The sequence below is a fragment of the Trinickia sp. genome (assembly GCF_051954495.1).
In the GTDB taxonomy this organism is placed as follows: domain Bacteria; phylum Pseudomonadota; class Gammaproteobacteria; order Burkholderiales; family Burkholderiaceae; genus Trinickia.
The window spans coordinates 1-18,528 of sequence record NZ_JBQCHR010000078.1 but is presented as its reverse complement, the minus strand read 5'-3'; the positions used below and the strand labels follow the sequence as shown (position 1 = coordinate 18,528).

The window sequence follows — 18,528 nt, the reverse complement described above, 5'->3', positions numbered from 1 at the left end:
GCGCTCAGTCGCGCGGCGCCTGTTCGCAGGTGCGAGGCCCATAGCGGCGCTCGACGAGCGCGAGCAGGCCATCGCCCGCGAGGGCGACTACACCGAGTACGACAAGCGCCGCATAGACCCCGCTTGCGTTGAAGTGATGCACGCTCTCGTCGATGAGCACGCCGAGCCCGTGCCGGGCCATGAACGTTTCGCCGACGACCGCGCCCACGAGTGCGAGCGAGAAGCGCAGCCGAAGGGTGGCCAACGGTTGCCGTCCCGCTAGCGCATCGCCGGCGGCAAGGAGCGCCACGAGCGCCGAAGCAAACGCGACCTTCGATCCAAGCCCCAGCCCCAGACCCAGGGCAAACGCAGCGCCGAGCGCGATTCGAAGCGGGAGCGTCAGCGCCGTCAATGCCATCCGCAACACGTCGCGGCTCACCGCGCGACGGACGCAGGCGCCGCCCAACGCGCCGCCTGCCGCCGAGCCGATCGCGAGACCGAGCGCGGCTTCGCCGCAGGTGACGCCGGCTTGCGCGAGAAGCGGCCCGTGCGGCGTGCCCGAGCGCCACCAATCGAGCAGTTGAAAGAGGATGGCCGAAGGCTTGGACCAAAAGAATGCATCGAGCCAGCCATGCCAAACGACCAGTTCCCAGAGGATAGCGACGGCCACGACCAGCGCGAGGAGAACGCCGACCGCCATTGCGCGCCGCCGCTCCTTGACTAGATCGCTCCCCGCGAGCGTCGCGGGCTCTGCGCGATCGGAAACGCCATCCGGGTAAGACATGGCAGGCTCCGTCGGCGACCAGCCCGGCGCGGCGCCGGGCGGTTCGTCAGTTAGGTCGGGTTGGTGTCGATGAACGACTGGCGCTGCGACAGCTTGCCGAAATGCTTGTCGAGATTCGGGTATTTCTCGCGCCAATTTAAATCGGGCATGCGGAAATCCAGATAACCAAGCGCGCAACCGGCGGCGACATCGGCCAGCGTGTAATGGTTGTTCGCGCACCACGGCTTGCCGGCGAGGCCTTGCGACATCGCCACGAGCCCTTCGTCGATCTTACGATGCTGACGTGCGATCCAGCCCTCGCTGCGCTGGCCGGCTTCGCGCTGCGTTCCTTCAAGCCGAATGAGGACGGCCGCGTCGAGCATGCCGTCGGCGAGCGCTTCCCAGCATCGCACCTCGACACGCTCGCGCCCCGATTGGGGAATGAGCTTGCCCACGGGCGAGAGCGTGTCGACGTACTCGCAGATCACGCGCGAGTCGAACACGGCTTCCCCGTCTTCCATGACGAGACACGGCACCTTGCCGATCGGATTGAACGTATGAATGGTCGTATCCGGCGACCAGACGTCTTCGAGGACGAATTGATAGTCGATCTTCTTTTCGGCGAGCACGATCCGCGCCTTACGGACGAAGGGGCTCGCGAGCGAACCGATTAGTTTCATCATCTGCATTTCTCTCAATAAAACGCCGGACCCCGCCTTGCAATGGCGTTCGCGTCCACCGCGTCGTGCGCGCGGGACGCTTGCGCCGCGGGCGACGGGCCGCGCCGACGGCGTCATTTCGAAGGGCAACCGGGGGTGGAGCGCTCAAGTGGCCGCCCCGAGCCTCGAGTCCGGCCCGCCGAAGTGCGAGAAAGAGTATAACGTCGCCGACGCCCAAAACGGCGCATGAACGAGGCAACATATCCGTTTGGAGACAATGGCGGCCATGCCGGCGCCCCGCGAAGCGGCTGCAATTGAGCAGTACAATCGCTGCATGACTACGCCGACCGAATTCCCTATCGCCGTCTCCGTCTACCAAGCGCGGCGCGAGCGCGTGCTCGCCGCCCTGCGCGCGGCGGGCGGCGGCGTCGCGCTCGTGCCGACCGCGCCCGAGGCGCTGCGTAATCGCGATACCGATTATCCGTATCGCCACGACAGCTACTTCTACTACTTGAGCGGCTTCTCCGAACCTCAGTCGTTCCTGGTGCTGGACGCCACGGCGCAAACCGGGGAGCCGGCCTCGATTCTCTTTTGTCGGACGAAAAACGCCGAGCGAGAAACGTGGGAAGGCTTCCATTACGGGCCCGAGGCCGCGCGCGAAGCGTTCGGCTTCGACGCCGCGTTTCCGATCGAAGAGCTCGATACGCAACTGCCGCGCATCATCGGCGACGCCCCGGCGCTCTTCTACGGATTCGGGCGCTCGGCCGAGCTCGACGCTCAAGTGCGGCGCTGGCTGGAAACCGTCCGGGCGCAAAGCCGCAGCGGAATCGCACCGCCCGTCAAACTCGTCGATTTGCTGCCGATGCTCGACGACATGCGCCTTATGAAAGACGAGCACGAGTTGGCGATCATGCGCGAGGCGGCGCGCATCTCGGCCCAAGCGCACCGCCGCGCGATGCAGGCATGCCGTCCGGGCATGCGGGAATACGAGCTGGAAGCGGAGCTCCTCTATACCTTTCGCCGCCACGGCGCGCAGGCGCCGGCTTACGGATCGATCGTCGCCGCCGGCGCCAACGCCTGCGTGCTGCATTATCCGGCCGGCAACGCCGTCCTGCGCGACGGCGATCTCGTCTTGATCGATGCCGCGTGCGAGCTGGACGGCTATGCATCGGACATCACGCGCACGTTTCCCGTGAGCGGTCGCTTTTCGCCGGCCCAGCGAGAGCTTTACGACATCGTCCTGGCCGCGCAGCAGGCGGCGATCGACGCGACCCGCCCGGGCGTGAGCTTCGAAGCCCCGCATGACGCCGCCGTGCGCGTGCTCGCGCAGGGCCTGCTCGATACCGGCATCGTCGATCGTACGAAGTTTTCGTCGGTCGACGACGTCATTGCCGAGCGCGCCTATTCGCGCTTTTACATGCACCGCACGGGCCATTGGCTCGGAATGGACGTGCACGACTGCGGCGACTATCGCGAGCGCACCGCGTTGCCCGATGCCACGGGCGCACTGCCGTGGCGCACGCTGCGCGCGTCGATGGCGCTGACGATCGAGCCCGGCCTTTACGTGCGCGCGGCGCCCGACGTGCCGCAAGCCTATTGGAACATCGGCATCCGTATCGAGGACGACGCCATTGTCACCGACGACGGCTGCGTACTCATTACGCGCGACATACCCGTCGAAGCGGACGCGATCGAAGCGCTGATGCGCGAAGCCGATACGCAATCGGCCGCCGCTTGACCCTGGGGAGGCGAGCCTGAACCCATGAGCGAGACTCATCCCTTGCATGCCCCGCACGAGTTCGACGTCACGATCGTCGGCGCGGGGCCAGTCGGCCTTGCATTGGCGGCTTGGCTCGCACGGCGCAGCGGCACCGCCGCGCTGTCGGTCGCGCTCGTCGACGCCCGCGACCCGGAGGCAGCGGCCGGCGATCCGCGCGCCATCGCGGTTTCCGAGGGAAGCCGCATGCTGCTCGAACCGTTCGGCGCGTGGCCGGCCGATGCCAATGCGATCGAGCGCATCCATGTCTCGCAGCGCGGGCGTTTCGGCCGAACGATGATCGAGCGCGGAGAGCATGGCCTGCCTGCACTCGGCTACGTCGCGAAGTACGGCTCGATCGTCCACGCGCTGGCGCTCGCGGTGCGGCGCACCGGTACGCATTGGTTCACATCGTGCCGCGCGTGCGCCCCGCACGTCGAACCAGGCGACGAGTTCGTCACCTTGCCGATCGACAGCGGGCACGTGCGGCGCACGTTGAAGACCCGCGTCCTCATCAACGCCGAGGGCGGGCTTTACGGCGAAGCACACGGCAAAACGCGCCACGCGCGAGCCGACGTACCCGAAGACGTTGCCGTGAAACGCGAAACGCGCGACTACGGCCAAACGGCGATCGTCGGGACGGTTACCGTTTCCGCCCCGCAACCGCACGTGGCCTGGGAGCGGTTCACGAGCGAAGGGCCGATCGCGCTGCTGCCGATGGGCGGCGTGCGCCACGCCGATTTCGCGCTCGTCTGGTGCATGAAACCGGAGCAAGCCGCAAGGCGCGTCGAACTCTCCGACGCCGCCTTGCTCGCGGAACTCGCCGGTGCATTCGGCGAGCGCATGGGCCGCTTCGAGTCGATCAAGGGGCGCGCAGCCTTTCCGCTCGGACTCGTCGCGGCGCACGCGCTCGTCGAAGGGCGCATCGCGTCGATCGGCAACGCCGCGCAAACGCTGCACCCCGTCGCCGGACAGGGCCTGAACCTCGGGCTACGCGACGCGCATGCGCTCGCCGACGCCCTCGGCCATCACGGGCCGACACCCGAAGCGCTAGCCGCCTTCGCGCGACGGCGCGCGCTCGATCGCCGCCTGACGATCGGGGCCACCGACACGCTCGCGCGCGTGTTCACGGTCGATTTCGGCCCGCTGGCCATGCTGCGCGGCCTCGCTCTAACGGCGCTCGAGTGCGTGCCGCCGGCCAAGACCGCGTTGGCTCGGCAGATGATGTTCGGTCAACGCCACTAGGCGCTTGACCAAGCGCTTAGACGGCACGTGAGGCGAGCGGAGCAGCGGCGGGCGCGGCGGCCGCAAGCCTGTTCCTGGGGGCGGCCGCGCCGCCGCAACGCGTCATGCGTACCGGTCCCAAGCGTGCCCCCGCGCCGTTAACGGTAAAATGCGCGTTTCCCTGGTCGCCTTCACGCGCCCGTGCCCCGGCGGCGCGGGCAGCCGCTCCATTCGATGATGCCAACGCTCGGCTCGCACACTTTGCGCAACAACCTCTTCGTCGCCCCGATGGCGGGCGTGACGGATAGGCCGTTTCGCCAGCTCTGCAAGCGGCTGGGCGCGGGCTACGCCGTCTCCGAGATGGTCGCGTCCAATGCGCAGCTTTGGAAGAGCGAGAAGACGATGCGCCGCGCCAATCACGCCGGCGAGGTCGAGCCGATCGCCGTGCAAATCGCGGGCGCCGATCCGGCCATGATGGCCGAAGCGGCGCGCTACAACGTCGAGAACGGCGCGCAAATCATCGACATCAACATGGGTTGCCCGGCCAAGAAAGTTTGCAACGTCGCGGCGGGGTCCGCGCTGCTGCAAAACGAGCCGCTCGTCGTGCGCATCGTCGAAGCGGTGGTCGGCGCGGTCGGCGTCGGCCCCGGCGCGGTGCCGGTCACGCTGAAAATCCGCACGGGCTGGAACCGCGACAACCGCAACGCCGTGCGCATCGCCCGATTGGCGCAGGACGCCGGCATTTCGATGCTGACGGTCCACGGGCGTACGCGCGCCGACCTCTACCACGGCGAGGCCGAGTACGAAACGATCGCGGCCGTCAAGGCGGCCGTGCGCATCCCCGTCGTCGCGAACGGCGACATCGATTCGCCGGCCAAGGCGCGCGCGGTGCTCGCCGCCACGGGCGCGGACGCGATCATGATCGGCCGGGCCGCGCAGGGGCGCCCTTGGCTCTTTCGCGAAATCGAGCATTTTCTGACGACGGGCGAGTTGCTGCCGCCGCCGCGCATCGCCGAAATCCGGCAGGTGATGAACGAGCATCTCGAAGATCACTACGCGTTTTACGGTGAATACACGGGCGTGCGAACGGCGCGCAAGCACATCGGCTGGTACACTCGCGGCCTTTCCGGCGCCAATGCGTTCCGGCACCGGATGAACACGCTCGATACCACGCGCGAGCAGCTCGTCGCCGTCAACGCTTTTTTCGACGAGCAGCTGGCGCTGTCGGACCGCCTCGTCTATGTCGACGAAGATTCGACCGAAAACACGGCCCAGCGCGGCGAGCCGAACCGAAACGAACCCTTAGCAGCATGAGCAAGCACAACATCGAACAATGCGTCCGCGACAGCCTGGGCATGTATTTCCAGGACCTCGACGGCGCCAACCCTCACGACGTGTACGACATGGTGATGTCCTGCGTCGAAAAACCGATGCTCGAGGTGGTGCTCGAGCAGGCGGGCGGCAATCAGTCGCTGGCCGCCGATTATCTCGGCATCAACCGCAACACGTTGCGCAAGAAGCTGCAGCAGCACGGCCTGCTGTAACGCGCCACCCTCGTTTCCTTTCCGGCCATCGTTCCCATCATGATCAAGCAAGCGCTCATTTCCGTTTCCGACAAGTCGGGCATCGTCGAATTCGCTCGTTCGCTGTCCTCGCTCGGCGTCAAGATTCTGTCGACGGGCGGCACGGCGAAGCTGCTCGCCGAAGCCGGTCTTCCCGTCACCGAGGTGGCCGACTACACGGGCTTTCCCGAAATGCTCGACGGGCGCGTCAAGACGCTGCACCCGAAGGTGCACGGCGGCATTCTCGCCCGCCGCGATTTGCCCGAGCACATGGCGGCCCTCGAAGCGCACGACATTCCGACGATCGACTTGCTCGTCGTGAATCTTTACCCCTTCGTCGCGACCGTTTCGAAGGACGACTGCACGCTCGAGGATGCCATCGAAAATATCGACATCGGCGGCCCGACGATGCTGCGCTCGGCGGCGAAAAATCACCGCGACGTCACCGTCGTCGTCGATCCGGCCGATTACGAAACCGTGCTCGAAGAAATGCGCGCGAACGGCAACAGCGTCGGCTATACGACCAATTTCCGCTTGGCGACGAAGGTGTTCGCGCATACGGCGCAATACGACGGCGCGATCACGAACTATCTGACGAGCCTGACCGAAGCGCTGCAACACTCGTCGCGCGTCGCCTATCCGAACACGCTCAACGTCGCATTCGAGAAGGTTCAGGACCTGCGCTACGGCGAGAATCCGCATCAAAGCGCGGCGTTCTACCGGGACATGAAGATGCCCGCGGGCGCGCTGGCCGGCTACCGTCAACTGCAGGGCAAGGAACTGTCGTACAACAACATCGCCGATTCCGACGCGGCATGGGAATGCGTGAAGACGTTCGACGCGCCGGCCTGCGTCATCGTCAAACATGCGAATCCGTGCGGCGTGGCCGTGGCGGAAGGTCCTGCGCAGGCCTACGCGAAGGCATTCCAAACGGACCCGACTTCGGCGTTCGGCGGGATCATCGCGTTCAATCGCGAAGTGGACGAAGCGGCTGCTCAAGCCGTCGTCAAGCAGTTCGTCGAAGTCCTGATCGCACCGTCGCTGACCGATGCCGCCAAGCAAGTGTTCGCCGCCAAGCAAAACGTCCGCGTGCTCGAGATCGCCTTGGGCGACGGTCACAACACGTACGACTTCAAGCGTGTCGGCGGCGGGTTGCTCGTCCAGTCGCCCGATGCGCGCAACGTGCTGCCGCGTGACTTGCGCGTGGTGACGAAGCGTCACCCCACGCCGCAGGAAATGGACGATCTGATGTTCGCCTGGCGCGTCGCGAAGTTCGTGAAATCCAATGCGATCGTGTTCTGCGGCAAAGGCATGACGCTCGGCGTCGGCGCCGGTCAGATGAGCCGCGTGGATTCGGCGCGCATCGCGAGCATCAAGGCCGAAAATGCCGGGCTTTCGCTGAAGGGTTCGGCCGTGGCCTCCGATGCATTCTTCCCGTTCCGCGACGGGCTCGACGTCGTCGTGGCGGCAGGCGCCACTTGCGTCATCCACCCGGGCGGTTCGATGCGCGACGACGAAGTGATCGCCGCGGCCGACGAACACAACATCGCCATGGTCATGACGGGCGTGCGGCATTTCCGTCACTGATCGCTACCGAAGCAGTATCGATCGTTCAAGCGTGCGAGTTCGCATCGCTCGCGGACAGACCCGGCCTCGGCCGGGTTTTTTTATGCCCTTTGCAGACATCTTGCGCCGGGGGCATTTTGCTCGCTTCCATCGGTCCGGTTTTTGGCCAAATACGGGCTGCCGCGACAAAGGTGCTGTCATGCTTAGCGCTCGCACCACGACCGAGATCCCACCTATGCCCTATTCCCTCGTTGAGCCGGAGCACTTCACACACGAACATCGTTCGTTCATCGAACGGTTCGCTCGAACGATTGAAGTCGCATCGTCAAGCAGTGGCGTCATTGCCGGGGCAAAGGATATTCGGTCGCGCCATTTCACAGCTAGCGACTCCTACGGGCGCATAGTCGGGCTGCCGTGCGGCAAGGACGTGATCGGACGAATGGATCGCGACATGCCCTGTGAAGGGACGGCGGCGTTCGCCGACTGCTATGTGCGCGAGGACCAGCGCTTGATCGAGCGTGGCGACGTTGCGGCGCTCACATCGGTGCTCAATATCCATCGATACGATACGGGACTGAGCGCGCTCATATTCGATAAATTCTTGCTAAAGCACCGTCCGTCGAAATCGGTCCTGGGCGTCGTCTATTGCGCCTATGAAACGAACCTCGCTCGATTTACGGCGCTATTCCCCGAATATTGGTCTCAGTTCGGGTGCGGTTGCAGCATCGAGCGCGTGGATAGCGAAGTCATCGACGGTATCGGGAGGCTATCCGGCCTTGAGCACGAGGTCGCCTTTTTACTGGCGCTGGGTTGCGACGCCGATGCGATCACGTGTTCGATGCGGCGGTTGGTCCCCGATACGGAAAGCAGCGTTCGCAAGGCGCTGCGCAGCATTGTCGACAGGATGGCGACTGCCGGCATTCCCGTAGCAAACATGCGCGACCGCCTAGTCGACGCCCGCGTCCATCAACACATGCCCACGACGTTTTTCGATAAAGTCGTCGGACCTCGCACGTAGGAGTGCTCGTGTTAACTTTTCCCTCCCTAGGCCCGAATGCCTACTTGCTCGGCGTCGCCGGCAGCCGGCGCATGCTCGACACCCCCGCGCTGGTGCTCGATCGCGCCGCGCTCGAACGCAACATCGCGAAGATGGCGGCGACGGCCAATGACCACGGCATCGGGTTGCGCCCTCACGTGAAGAGCCACAAGTCGGCTCGCATTGCCCATATGCAGATCGAGGCCGGCGCGCTCGGCGTAAGCTGCGCCACCCTCGGCGAAGCGGAGGCGATGATCGAAGCCCGTGTGCCGAGCGTGCTCGTCACCTCGCCCATCGTCAGTTCGAACAAGCTGCGCAGGCTCGTCGGGCTCGCAGAAGAAGCCGGCCCACGCCAGTTGATGGTCGTCGTGGACGACGCCCGTAACGTGGCGGAGCTGGCCGTCCATGCGGCACGGCTTGCCTACCCTCTGGACGTGCTCATCGACTATCACTCGGGGTATCACCGAACCGGCGTCGTCGATGAACGCGCCGCGCTGGAACTGGCACGCGCGATAGTCGAATCCGGTTCGCTGACTCTGCGCGGCGTGCAAGCCTACGGCGGACATCTGCAACATATCGAAGGCCGCACGCGGCGCGACGAAGCGGCGGCACAACTGCGCAGCACCGTGGCGGCGCTCGTCGCGTCGCTCGAATCGGCCGGCATGCCGATCGAGATCGTGACAGGGGTCGGAACGGGCACGCACGATATGGACGCTGCAGCCGGTGTGTTCACAGAGATGCAGCCCGGCTCCTACGTGTTCATGGACGCCGAGTACGAGCATGTCTTGGCCGGTGACGGCCGCGCCGCGCCGTTCGAAACTTCGCTGTTCGTGCAGAGCACGGTCGTCAGCACGCAGGCCCCGTCGTGGGTCACGATCGACGCCGGCACGAAGGCATTCGCCACCGACAGCGGCTTGCCCGTCGCTGCACGCGGCGTCGGCGGCCCGTCCGAGTATGCGTTTTTCGGCGACGAGCACGGCAGACTCACCGTCGATGCTGCGCATCGGCCTTCCCTCGGCGCACACATCGAATTCGTCACCCCGCACTGCGATCCCACGGTCAATCTGTACGATCGGTACCACGTGGTCGATGGCGACACGCTCGTCGATATCTGGCCGATCGAGGCGCGCGGCCGGCTTTGAGGGAGCGGGGCGGCACTCGGATCGTCCGATAGGCGCGCCGCCTCGTTCGTTGTAGTATTCCGGGCACTTCGTCCGGTTTTTGTACATGAGAATCCTCGGCATCGACCCGGGCTTGCGCGTCACGGGTTTTGGCGTCATCGAGCAGACGGGTCAGCGGCTCACCTATGTGACGAGCGGCGTCATTCGCACGGGCGACGGCGATCTACCCTCCCGTCTCGGCACGATTTTCGAGGGCGTGTCGGCGTTGATCCGTCAGCACGCGCCCGATCAATCGGCCATCGAAAAAGTCTTCGTCAACGTCAATCCGCAATCGACGCTTCTGCTCGGCCAAGCGCGCGGCGCGGCGATCTGCGGGCTCGTATCCGGCGGCGTGCCGGTAGCCGAGTACACCGCGCTGCAGCTGAAACAGGCTGTCGTCGGATACGGCCGCGCGACGAAGGATCAAATGCAGCAAATGGTCGTGCGGCTGCTGAGCTTGACCGGCGTGCCGGGCACCGACGCGGCCGACGCGCTCGGCATGGCTATTTGCCACGCCCATGGCGGCAATACGCTCAATACGCTCGGCGAAATTGCACCCGCGCTCGCCAAGAAAGGGCTGCGCGTGCGGCGCGGCCGCCTCGTGGGATAGCGAACCAAGCCAGCTTCGCCACATCGGCGCTAGGTTGCCGGACGAGCGCCGCGGTGCGCTACACTCGCGCTTTCGGTCCACGCCCACTTCCCATGATCGGTCGCATCGCCGGCATTCTGCTCGAAAAGAATCCGCCCCATCTGCTCGTCGATTGCAACGGCGTCGGCTACGAAGTCGACGTGCCGATGAGCACGTTCTACAACCTGCCGTCCACGGGCGACAAAGTGGTCCTGCTCACGCAGTTGATCGTGCGCGAGGATGCCCACTTGCTGTACGGCTTCGGTACGGCGCAAGAGCGAGCGACATTTCGCGAATTGCTCAAGATCAGCGGCATCGGCGCCCGCATGGCGCTGGCCGTCCTCTCCGGCATGAGCGTGCAGGAACTCGCCCAAGCCGTCACGCTGCAAGACGCCGCGCGCCTTACGCGCGTGCCCGGCATCGGCAAGAAAACCGCCGAACGGCTGATGCTGGAACTCAAGGGCAAGCTCGGCGCCGATATCGGCGCGGCCGCGGCGGCCGCCTCGCCGTCGGATCACGCCTCCGACATCCTCAACGCCCTGCTCGCGCTCGGATACTCGGAGAAAGAGGCGCTGGCGGCGATCAAGAACGTGCCGGCCGGCACGGGCGTCTCCGAAGGCATCAAGCTCGCGCTCAAGGCGCTGTCGAAGGCGTAGGCTCGGCGCATCGCCTTCGCGCGCGGGGGGCGCCCCTCTGAGCCGCCTGCGCGCGCGGTACAATGGCACGCATGATCGAAACCGACAAGCTCGCCGCCGAGCGCATCATTTCCGCCACGCCCGCCTCGACGCACGAAGAAGCGTTCGAGCGCGCGCTGCGCCCGCGTCAGCTCGACGAGTACGTCGGGCAGGAGAAGGTGCGCGGGCAGCTCGAGATCTTCATCGAAGCCGCGAAACGCCGCTCCGAGGCGCTCGATCACGTGCTGCTGTTCGGCCCCCCGGGCCTCGGCAAGACGACGCTCGCGCACATCATCGCGCGCGAAATGGGCGTGAATTTGCGGCAGACGTCGGGGCCCGTGCTCGAACGCGCGGGCGATTTGGCCGCGCTGCTCACGAATCTGGAAGCGAACGACGTCCTATTCATCGATGAAATTCATCGGCTCTCGCCCGTCGTCGAGGAAATCCTGTATCCCGCGCTCGAGGATTATCAGATTGACATCATGATCGGCGAGGGGCCGGCCGCGCGCAGCGTGAAACTCGATCTGCAGCCTTTCACGCTAGTCGGTGCGACGACGCGCGCGGGTATGCTGACGAACCCGCTGCGCGATCGCTTCGGCATCGTCGCGCGCCTCGAGTTCTACGACGCCGAGCAGCTCGCGCGCATCGTGCGGCGCTCGGCGGCGCTCCTCGGCGCGCAGATTCATCCTGACGGCGCGCTCGAAATCGCCAAACGCTCTCGCGGCACGCCGCGGATCGCCAACCGCTTGCTGCGCCGCGTGCGCGACTACGCCGAGGTCAAGGCCGACGGCTCGATTACCGCGCCGGTTGCCGACGCCGCGCTGGCCATGCTCGACGTCGATCCCGTCGGCTTCGATCTGATGGACCGCAAGCTGCTCGAAGCCATCCTCCACAAGTTCGACGGCGGCCCCGTGGGCGTCGACAACCTGGCCGCGGCCATCGGCGAGGAGCGCGATACGATCGAAGACGTGCTGGAACCGTACCTGATCCAGCAGGGATTCTTGCAACGCACGCCGCGCGGGCGCGTCGCCACGCTGGCGGCCTACCGCCATTTCGGCCTGGCCGCGCCCGACGCTTCGAGCACCGTGCGCACGTTGTGGGACGACGAGGGCCGCGCGTAACGCCGCCGCCATTCGCCGCCCCTCCCCTTTCCTGAAGGTTGCCCTGCGATGTCCGAACCGGCGAAACCAGGCGGCAGCGGGCAAGACACACCGATTCCCCCGTTCGTCATGCGCTTGCGCGAGCGAATCTCGCAAAGCGTGCTTAGCGTGACGAGCGGCAGCGGCCCCACGCTCGACTACGCGAATCCGCCCGGCGATCCGGGTCTATTCGGCCCCGACTCCGTCTGCTGGCAGGTGCATGCCGATTTCACGTCGATGATGATCGGCGGCATCAGTGCGCTGATGCTGCAAGCGCTGCATCCGCTGGCGCTCGCCGGCGTTTGGGACCATTCGACGTTTCGCACCGACATGCGTGGACGCCTGCGGCGTACGGCGACGTTCATCGCAGGGACGACGTACGGTGCGAGCGCCGACGCGCTGGCGCTGATCGAGCGCGTCAAACGAATCCACCTCGCTGTGACTGGCGTCGCGCCGGACGGACGTCCGTATCGCGCAAGCGATCCGGCGCTGCTCACGTGGGTGCATGTCGCCGAAGTGTCGAGCTTCTTGGCAGCGCATCTGCGCTATGTGAACCCCTCGCTCGCGCCCGCTTTGCAGGATCGCTACTACGCGGAGGTCGCGCTGATCGCCAAGCTGCTGGGTGCGGTCGAAGTCCCCGAATCGCGGGCGCAAGTGGCCGAATACCTGGGTGCGATGCGCCCCGAACTCCAGGGGGGACCGCGAACGGAAGAAGTCGTGCGTGTTCTGCGGCGGGCCGCCCCGCCGGATCGTCCGCTCATGCGGCCGGCGGTCGGGTTGATGTTGAACGCCGGCGTGGACTTGCTGCCCGATTGGGCGCAGCGGATGCTCGGCTTCACGCCGCTTGCGCGCACGCGTGCGGCGCTCGCGCGCCCGGGGGTGCGGATCATCGGGCCCGTCATTCGCTGGGCGCACGTCAATGCCGTGTCCAAGCGCGCGCGCCGGCGCGCGGAGGGTGGGACGCTGCGTTAGGAAAGGTCGCGAATCAGGCGCGTACGCGCTTTACCAGCCCATCGTCATCGCTGGCCCCGCCCAAATGCTCTACATCGGCCCAATCGAGCACGCGCGCCGTACCGTCATCGCTGAACTCGACCGTATTGATGCTCGTGTTGAGCAATGCGTAGTTGCGCGGTGCGTCGAGTTCGAGGCCCTTTGCATAGCGATAGACGCAATCGAGCACACCGCCATGCGTGACGCACGCGATACGTTCGCCCGCGTGCGCTTCGACTATCTTCGTCACGGCGTGAACGACCCGGTGATAAAAGGCACGAACCGATTCGCCGCCTTCCGGCGAAAACCCCGGATCGCGCGTTTGCCAGCGTGCGTAAGCATCGGGGAACCGTTGCTCGATCTCCGCGCTGTCGTGCCCTTGAAATACGCCATAGGCACGCTCGCGCAAACCTTCGACGAGCCGCGGCGCAAGCCCGAGCACCGATGCCGTGGGCCCCGCCGTTTGCTGCGCACGCTGCAGGTCGCTCGAGTAGATCGCATCCAGCCGCGCACCGCCGCGCACCTCGCGCGATAGCCGCTCGGCTAGCTGCCGTGCTTGCTCCAAACCGGTATCGGCCAGCGGAATGTCGATATGGCCTTGAATGCGCTTGATGCGGTTCCAAGACGTCTCGCCATGTCGAATAAAGAGAACTTGCGTCGGCATCGGCAGCGATCCGAAAAAAGAAGTCAGGGCCGCGTTTGCAACCAGAAAGTGACAGGGCCGTCATTGACGAGCGACACCTGCATTTGCGCGCCGAATTCGCCCGTTTCGACGATAGGGTGTGATGCACGGGCTGAGGCGACGAAGTAGTCGAAGAGCCGCTTACCCTCGTCGGGCGCCGCCGCCGGCGTGAAGCTCGGCCGCAAGCCGCTGTTCGTATCGGCCGCGAGCGTGAACTGCGAAACGAGCAGCAAGCCGCCGGCGCGACCCGCCCCGTCGATGTTCGTCACGGGCAGATTCATCTTGCCGGCTGCATCGCTGAACACACGATAGCCGAGCAGCTTGGCGAGCAACTTGTCCGCGCTCGCCTCGCTATCGCCGCGTTCGGCGCATACGAGCGCGAGCAGCCCCGGGCCGATTTCGCCCGTGATGCGCTCGCCCACGCGCACGCTGGCCTGCGTCACCCGCTGGATCAAGGCGATCATCGACATGCCTCCCGACCGCATCGCCAAGGGGATGCGGCCGCCCCACGCATGCAGGTCATAGCCGTGGCGCTCGAGATGAACTCGGCCATCCTTACGCCGTAACCGTCACGCGCGCGAAGCGGCGCTTGCCCACCTGCACCACGTACTCGCCGGCCTCGACCTTGAGCGCTCGGTCCGAAATAACCGTACCGTCGATCCGCACGCCGCTCTGGTCGATATTGCGCAACGCCTCGCTCGTGGAAGGAACGAGCCCCGCCTGCTTGAGCAACTGGCCGATCGCGATCGGCGCGCCGCTCAAGGTGACCGACGCGATGTCGTCGGGCACGCCGCCTTTCGCACGATGATTGAAATCCTCGAGCGCACGCTCGGCATCGGCCTGCGAATGGAAACGCGCGACGATTTCCTGACCGAGCAGCACCTTGAAATCGCGCGGATTGCGCCCTTCCTCGGCTTCGCGCCTGAACCGCGCGATCTCGTCGAGGCTGCGGAACGACAGCAGTTCGAAGTAACGCCACATGAGCGTGTCGGAGATGCTCATGAGCTTGCCGAACATGTCGGTCGGCTTTTCGCTGATGCCCACGTAGTTGTTCTTCGACTTCGACATTTTGTCGACGCCGTCGAGCCCTTCCAGCAGCGGCATCGTCAAGATGCATTGCTGCTCCTGCCCGTATTGCTTTTGCAGTTCGCGGCCGACGAGCAAATTGAATTTTTGGTCGGTGCCGCCGAGCTCGAGGTCGGCATTGAGCGCCACCGAGTCATAGCCTTGCATCAGCGGATAGAGGAACTCGTGGATCGAAATCGGCACGCCGCTCTGGAAACGCTTCGTGAAATCGTCACGCTCGAGCATGCGCGCTACGGTATAGCGCGAAGCAAGCTTGATCATGCCGTCGGCGCCCAGCGGCATCGACCATTCGCTGTTGTAGCGGATTTCGGTCTTCTCGCGGTCGAGCACGAGGGCCGCTTGCTCGAAGTACGTTTTCGCGTTCGATTCGATTTGCTCGCGCGTGAGCGGGGGCCGCGTGGCGTTGCGGCCCGACGGATCGCCGATCAGCGACGTGAAATCGCCGATCAGGAAAATGACCGTATGGCCAAGATCCTGAAGTTGGCGCATCTTGTTCAGCACGACGGTATGACCGATGTGGATGTCGGGGGCGGTCGGATCGAGGCCGAGCTTGATCCGCAGCGGCGTACCGGTGGCCGCGCTGCGCGCGAGCTTCTGCGCGAACTCCTCTTCGATCAGCAATTCATCGGCGCCGCGCTTGGCGACGGCGAGGGCGTGCCGCACCTCGTCCGTGATCGGAAGCGGCATGGCGGGCTTGGAAGTGGACTCGGTGCTCATCTGGAAATCGGTTGATCCGGCTGTGGGACGGTGCAAAAGCCTCAATTGTCCCATATCTGGCGCAGCAGCTAGCGAATCGGCGGCGTCCTTAGCGCATCGGGGCGTTCTCGCGGATAATCGGTCCGGCGGGCGGGTACGCAGCGCTTTGTCTTTCTTCGGCGCACCCGCACGGTCAGCAACGACGACGAGGAGCGACAATTGGCGGCAAGCACCGATCGAACCGGCGCCGACGGCGTGTATTTCGGATTGATGTCCGGCACGAGCATGGACGGCGTCGACGGCATTGCCGTCGAGTTCCGCACCGGCGAGGCGCCGCGCGTGCTGGCCGACGCGTTCGTCGGCTTTGCCGATGGCCTGCGCGACGCCCTGTTCGCATTGCAACAGCCCGGCGAAAACGAAATCGAGCGCGAAGCGCTTGCCGCGTCGGCGCTGGCTGCGCGCTACGCCGTCTGTTGCCATGAACTGCTGCGCAGCGCGAACGTCCCGCCTAGCGGCGTCCGCGCGATCGGCGTACACGGACAAACCGTGCGCCATCGTCCCGAAAAAGGCTACACACGGCAAATCAACAACCCGGCGTTGCTCGCCGAAATGACGCATATCGACGTCATCGCCGATTTCCGCAGCCGCGACGTCGCGGCCGGCGGTCAAGGCGCACCGCTCGTTCCGGCCTTCCATGCGCAGATTTTCGGTGCGCCTGACGAAATGCGCGTCGTCTGCAATCTCGGCGGCATCAGCAACATCACCGTTTTGCCGCCTACGCGCGCGCAGTCCTCGGGCCGCAACGACGAATATTCGGGCCGCGCGGCCCAGGCCTCGGAAGTCGTTCGCGGGTTCGACTGCGGTCCCGCCAATGTTCTGCTCGACGAATGGGCGCAACGTCACCTGGGGGCACCCTTTGACGAAGGCGGCCGTTTCGCCGCGGGCGGTACAGTCAACCAAACGCTGCTGAACGCGCTGCTCGCCGAACCGTTCTTCGAGCAAGCGCCGCCGAAAAGCACAGGGCGCGACCTGTTCAACACCGAATGGCTCGACGCCAAGCTGGCCGGCTTCGAGGCGCTCGCCCCGGCCGACGTCCAAGCGACGTTGCTTGCCCTGACCGCCGTCAGCATCGCCCGCGAAATCGAGCGGCACGCGCCGCTCTGCCGAGGCGTCTTCGTCTGCGGGGGCGGCGCCCGCAATCCTGAACTGCTGAAGGCGCTCGAGCGCGCGCTCGATCAAACCGGGGTGAGCGGCGTCCCCGTCATGACGACCGAGGCGCTCGGCGTACCGCCGCATCATGTGGAGTCGCTCGCGTTCGCGTGGCTAGCCATGCGATGCGTCGCGCGCACGGCCGGGAACTTGCCGGCCGTGACAGGTGCGGCGGGCGAACGGGTGCTGGGGGCGATCTACCCTCGATGAAGAGCGGCCGGCCCGGTGGCCCCCCGCCGGGAAGCCGGAGCACTCTGAGCGCCCAAATTAAAAACGGGGCCTAAGCCCTAATGCCGTTCAGTTAAGGTTCCTTTTGAGGTACCGAACGGTGTAGCGAAGTGGTCGCGATTTGACGGCCCGGTCGCATTTGCGACCGGGCCGTTTTCCGTTGGGCAGCGACTTAAGGCGTTCACGCAAGCGCTGCAGGCATGCTGGCAGTTTCGCGAAGGCCGGTGTCACGGCGGCCCACATCATTTCGTGCTGAATCACGTGGAAGGCTCGCACGAAGCTGATCTCGGTGGGCTCGAGCTTTGCTTCGAACGCAGCGCTAGCGATCTCACGACGAATGAGGTTGTAGGCGATCAAAGCGCCCCAGATTTCCTGGGACACTCCCTCGACGGTGCGGCTACGCAGGGTGAGCTCCGTACCCAGCATCGATTGCTTCAGTTCTCGGTAACTGGTCTCGATTTGCCAACGACGCTCGTAGCAAGCGACGATGTCGGCCGGCTTGAAACGTCGACGATCGCGCAAAGAGGTCAGCAAGATGCGCGTGCGGCCCCGCGCGTCAATGGCTCGAATGGCCCGCGCGTCCCAGAACTCAGGCAGGGCCGAGCACTTCTTGCGTGCCTGGGGCGAGACGCGCATGCGCACCGTCGCATCGTCGGCGGTACCGTCCATCACCTCCCAGCAGGTATTGGACTTGGCGGGAATCAGGAAGTGGCGGTTATGCCCGTTGGCCGTCAGGCCGCACAAGATCTCAGCGGCCAAGAAGCCCTTATCGAATACGGTCAGCGAATCATCCGGTATCTGCGGTAGCAGATTCTTGGCGTACACCATCTCGTTGGTGTCATAGCGGCCGAAGCCGATGCTCGCCACTAGATGTGTCGGAATGGCAGTGAGCGTAACGGCTCGCACCTGCGGGTAGCTGGCTAATTTGCCACTGGCATACACCTGGGCGCCGAAATGCTCGCGATTGGCGGGACTGTCGGCTGTGCGAAGAGTGGTGCCATCCATGGCCCACAGGCTGAGTCCCTTGAACGCATGAGCAGCAGCATCGTGCTGGCACCAGGCTCGCGCTGTCTGTTCGAACAACCATGCCAACGGCGCATCGCCCACGCGCTGGCGTGCCTGCGCCACTGCGCTCTTGCTGACAAATGGCGTAGCCTCGTTAGGCAGCGCCAGATCCAGGTTGTCCAACACCTCGCTGATCGACCAATGGCGATACATCGCTAGCGCGATCACCAGCCATACCACCTGTTCCGCCGGCAACCGTCGGCGCCGGATGCTTGCCGTACCCGTTGCCTGCACCGCGCGCTCGATCCACTCGTATGGAAGGTGCTCCGCCAGCCGACTCAGATCGGCCGGCTGCTCCGCTTCGAGCAGAAAGGTCAGGTGATTGGAGAGCATCGCGCCGAAAAGTTAACAGCTCGGCGCGCGGTTTACAACATCTTCCTGACCCACATGCAAAAATGCCGTTCAGTGCTTAACTGAACGGCATTA

At 65.2% G+C, this 18,528-nt stretch carries 18 protein-coding genes; 12 read left to right on the top strand and 6 right to left on the bottom strand.

All coding sequences use genetic code 11. The features are described 5' to 3' along the window. Positions 1-4: 4 nt before the first annotated feature. Positions 5-763: a hypothetical protein gene (locus tag ACTHNR_RS10785; RefSeq protein WP_440547594.1), complete on the bottom strand. Its 759-nt coding sequence runs from the start codon at positions 761-763 to the stop codon at positions 5-7. 50 nt (positions 764-813) lie between these two features. Beyond that, positions 814-1,431: a glutathione S-transferase N-terminal domain-containing protein gene (locus tag ACTHNR_RS10780; protein WP_440547593.1), complete on the bottom strand. Its 618-nt coding sequence runs from the start codon at positions 1,429-1,431 to the stop codon at positions 814-816. 247 nt (positions 1,432-1,678) lie between these two features. Here ACTHNR_RS10780 and ACTHNR_RS10775 point away from each other — a divergent pair, with 247 nt between their 5' ends. From ACTHNR_RS10775 to ACTHNR_RS10725, 11 genes are all read left to right on the top strand, one after another. Then, positions 1,679-3,139, top strand: coding sequence for an aminopeptidase P N-terminal domain-containing protein (locus tag ACTHNR_RS10775; protein WP_440547592.1), 1,461 nt, complete (start codon positions 1,679-1,681; stop codon positions 3,137-3,139). Positions 3,140-3,163: 24 nt separating this feature from the next. Continuing rightward, complete coding sequence (locus ACTHNR_RS10770) at positions 3,164-4,402, top strand: UbiH/UbiF/VisC/COQ6 family ubiquinone biosynthesis hydroxylase (protein ID WP_440547591.1); 1,239 nt, start codon at positions 3,164-3,166, stop codon at positions 4,400-4,402. A gap of 216 nt (positions 4,403-4,618) precedes the next feature. Continuing rightward, positions 4,619-5,695 carry a tRNA dihydrouridine synthase DusB gene (dusB, locus tag ACTHNR_RS10765; RefSeq protein WP_440547611.1) on the top strand — a complete coding sequence of 359 codons (1,077 nt, stop codon included), beginning with the start codon at positions 4,619-4,621 and terminating at the stop codon, positions 5,693-5,695. Continuing rightward, on the top strand, positions 5,692-5,925 hold the full coding sequence (locus tag ACTHNR_RS10760; protein ID WP_018439942.1) for a Fis family transcriptional regulator: 234 nt from the start codon (positions 5,692-5,694) through the stop codon (positions 5,923-5,925). Before dusB ends, ACTHNR_RS10760 begins: the two co-directional genes overlap by 4 nt. Positions 5,926-5,964: 39 nt before the next feature. Continuing rightward, on the top strand, positions 5,965-7,530 hold the full coding sequence (gene purH / locus ACTHNR_RS10755) for a bifunctional phosphoribosylaminoimidazolecarboxamide formyltransferase/IMP cyclohydrolase (protein ID WP_440547590.1): 1,566 nt from the start codon (positions 5,965-5,967) through the stop codon (positions 7,528-7,530). An 82-nt stretch (positions 7,531-7,612) separates the two neighbouring features. Beyond that, positions 7,613-8,527, top strand: coding sequence for a hypothetical protein (locus ACTHNR_RS10750; RefSeq protein ID WP_440547589.1), 915 nt, complete (start codon positions 7,613-7,615; stop codon positions 8,525-8,527). 8 nt (positions 8,528-8,535) lie between these two features. Continuing rightward, the gene (locus ACTHNR_RS10745; RefSeq protein ID WP_440547588.1) at positions 8,536-9,687 is read left to right on the top strand and encodes a DSD1 family PLP-dependent enzyme; all 1,152 of its coding nucleotides are present in this window, start codon (positions 8,536-8,538) and stop codon (positions 9,685-9,687) included. Between the two features lie 85 nt (positions 9,688-9,772). Further along, positions 9,773-10,315: a crossover junction endodeoxyribonuclease RuvC gene (ruvC, locus tag ACTHNR_RS10740; protein ID WP_440547587.1), complete on the top strand. Its 543-nt coding sequence runs from the start codon at positions 9,773-9,775 to the stop codon at positions 10,313-10,315. Between the two features lie 92 nt (positions 10,316-10,407). Then, positions 10,408-10,989, top strand: coding sequence for a Holliday junction branch migration protein RuvA (gene ruvA, locus ACTHNR_RS10735; RefSeq protein ID WP_440547586.1), 582 nt, complete (start codon positions 10,408-10,410; stop codon positions 10,987-10,989). A 71-nt stretch (positions 10,990-11,060) separates the two neighbouring features. Continuing rightward, positions 11,061-12,128 (top strand): Holliday junction branch migration DNA helicase RuvB, encoded by a 1,068-nt coding sequence (gene ruvB, locus ACTHNR_RS10730; RefSeq protein ID WP_440547585.1) that lies wholly within the window; start codon positions 11,061-11,063, stop codon positions 12,126-12,128. A gap of 48 nt (positions 12,129-12,176) precedes the next feature. After that, positions 12,177-13,118, top strand: a complete 942-nt coding sequence (locus ACTHNR_RS10725) for an oxygenase MpaB family protein (protein WP_440547584.1) — start codon at positions 12,177-12,179, stop codon at positions 13,116-13,118. Positions 13,119-13,131: 13 nt separating this feature from the next. Here ACTHNR_RS10725 and ACTHNR_RS10720 read toward each other — a convergent pair whose 3' ends face one another. The 3 genes from ACTHNR_RS10720 to tyrS form a co-directional block, all read right to left on the bottom strand. Continuing rightward, positions 13,132-13,800, bottom strand: coding sequence for a histidine phosphatase family protein (locus ACTHNR_RS10720; RefSeq protein ID WP_440547583.1), 669 nt, complete (start codon positions 13,798-13,800; stop codon positions 13,132-13,134). Between the two features lie 23 nt (positions 13,801-13,823). Next, entirely contained in the window at positions 13,824-14,282 is a 459-nt protein-coding gene (gene dtd / locus ACTHNR_RS10715; RefSeq protein WP_440547582.1) for a D-aminoacyl-tRNA deacylase, read from the bottom strand. A 91-nt stretch (positions 14,283-14,373) separates the two neighbouring features. Next, positions 14,374-15,621 carry a tyrosine--tRNA ligase gene (tyrS, locus tag ACTHNR_RS10710; RefSeq protein ID WP_440547581.1) on the bottom strand — a complete coding sequence of 416 codons (1,248 nt, stop codon included), beginning with the start codon at positions 15,619-15,621 and terminating at the stop codon, positions 14,374-14,376. 249 nt (positions 15,622-15,870) lie between these two features. Here tyrS and ACTHNR_RS10705 point away from each other — a divergent pair, with 249 nt between their 5' ends. Further along, on the top strand, positions 15,871-17,019 hold the full coding sequence (locus ACTHNR_RS10705) for an anhydro-N-acetylmuramic acid kinase (RefSeq protein ID WP_440547610.1): 1,149 nt from the start codon (positions 15,871-15,873) through the stop codon (positions 17,017-17,019). An 87-nt stretch (positions 17,020-17,106) separates the two neighbouring features. Here the strand turns inward: ACTHNR_RS10705 and ACTHNR_RS10700 are convergent, their stop codons facing one another. After that, positions 17,107-18,435, bottom strand: coding sequence for an IS4 family transposase (locus tag ACTHNR_RS10700; RefSeq protein ID WP_440547580.1), 1,329 nt, complete (start codon positions 18,433-18,435; stop codon positions 17,107-17,109). Positions 18,436-18,528: the final 93 nt, after the last annotated feature.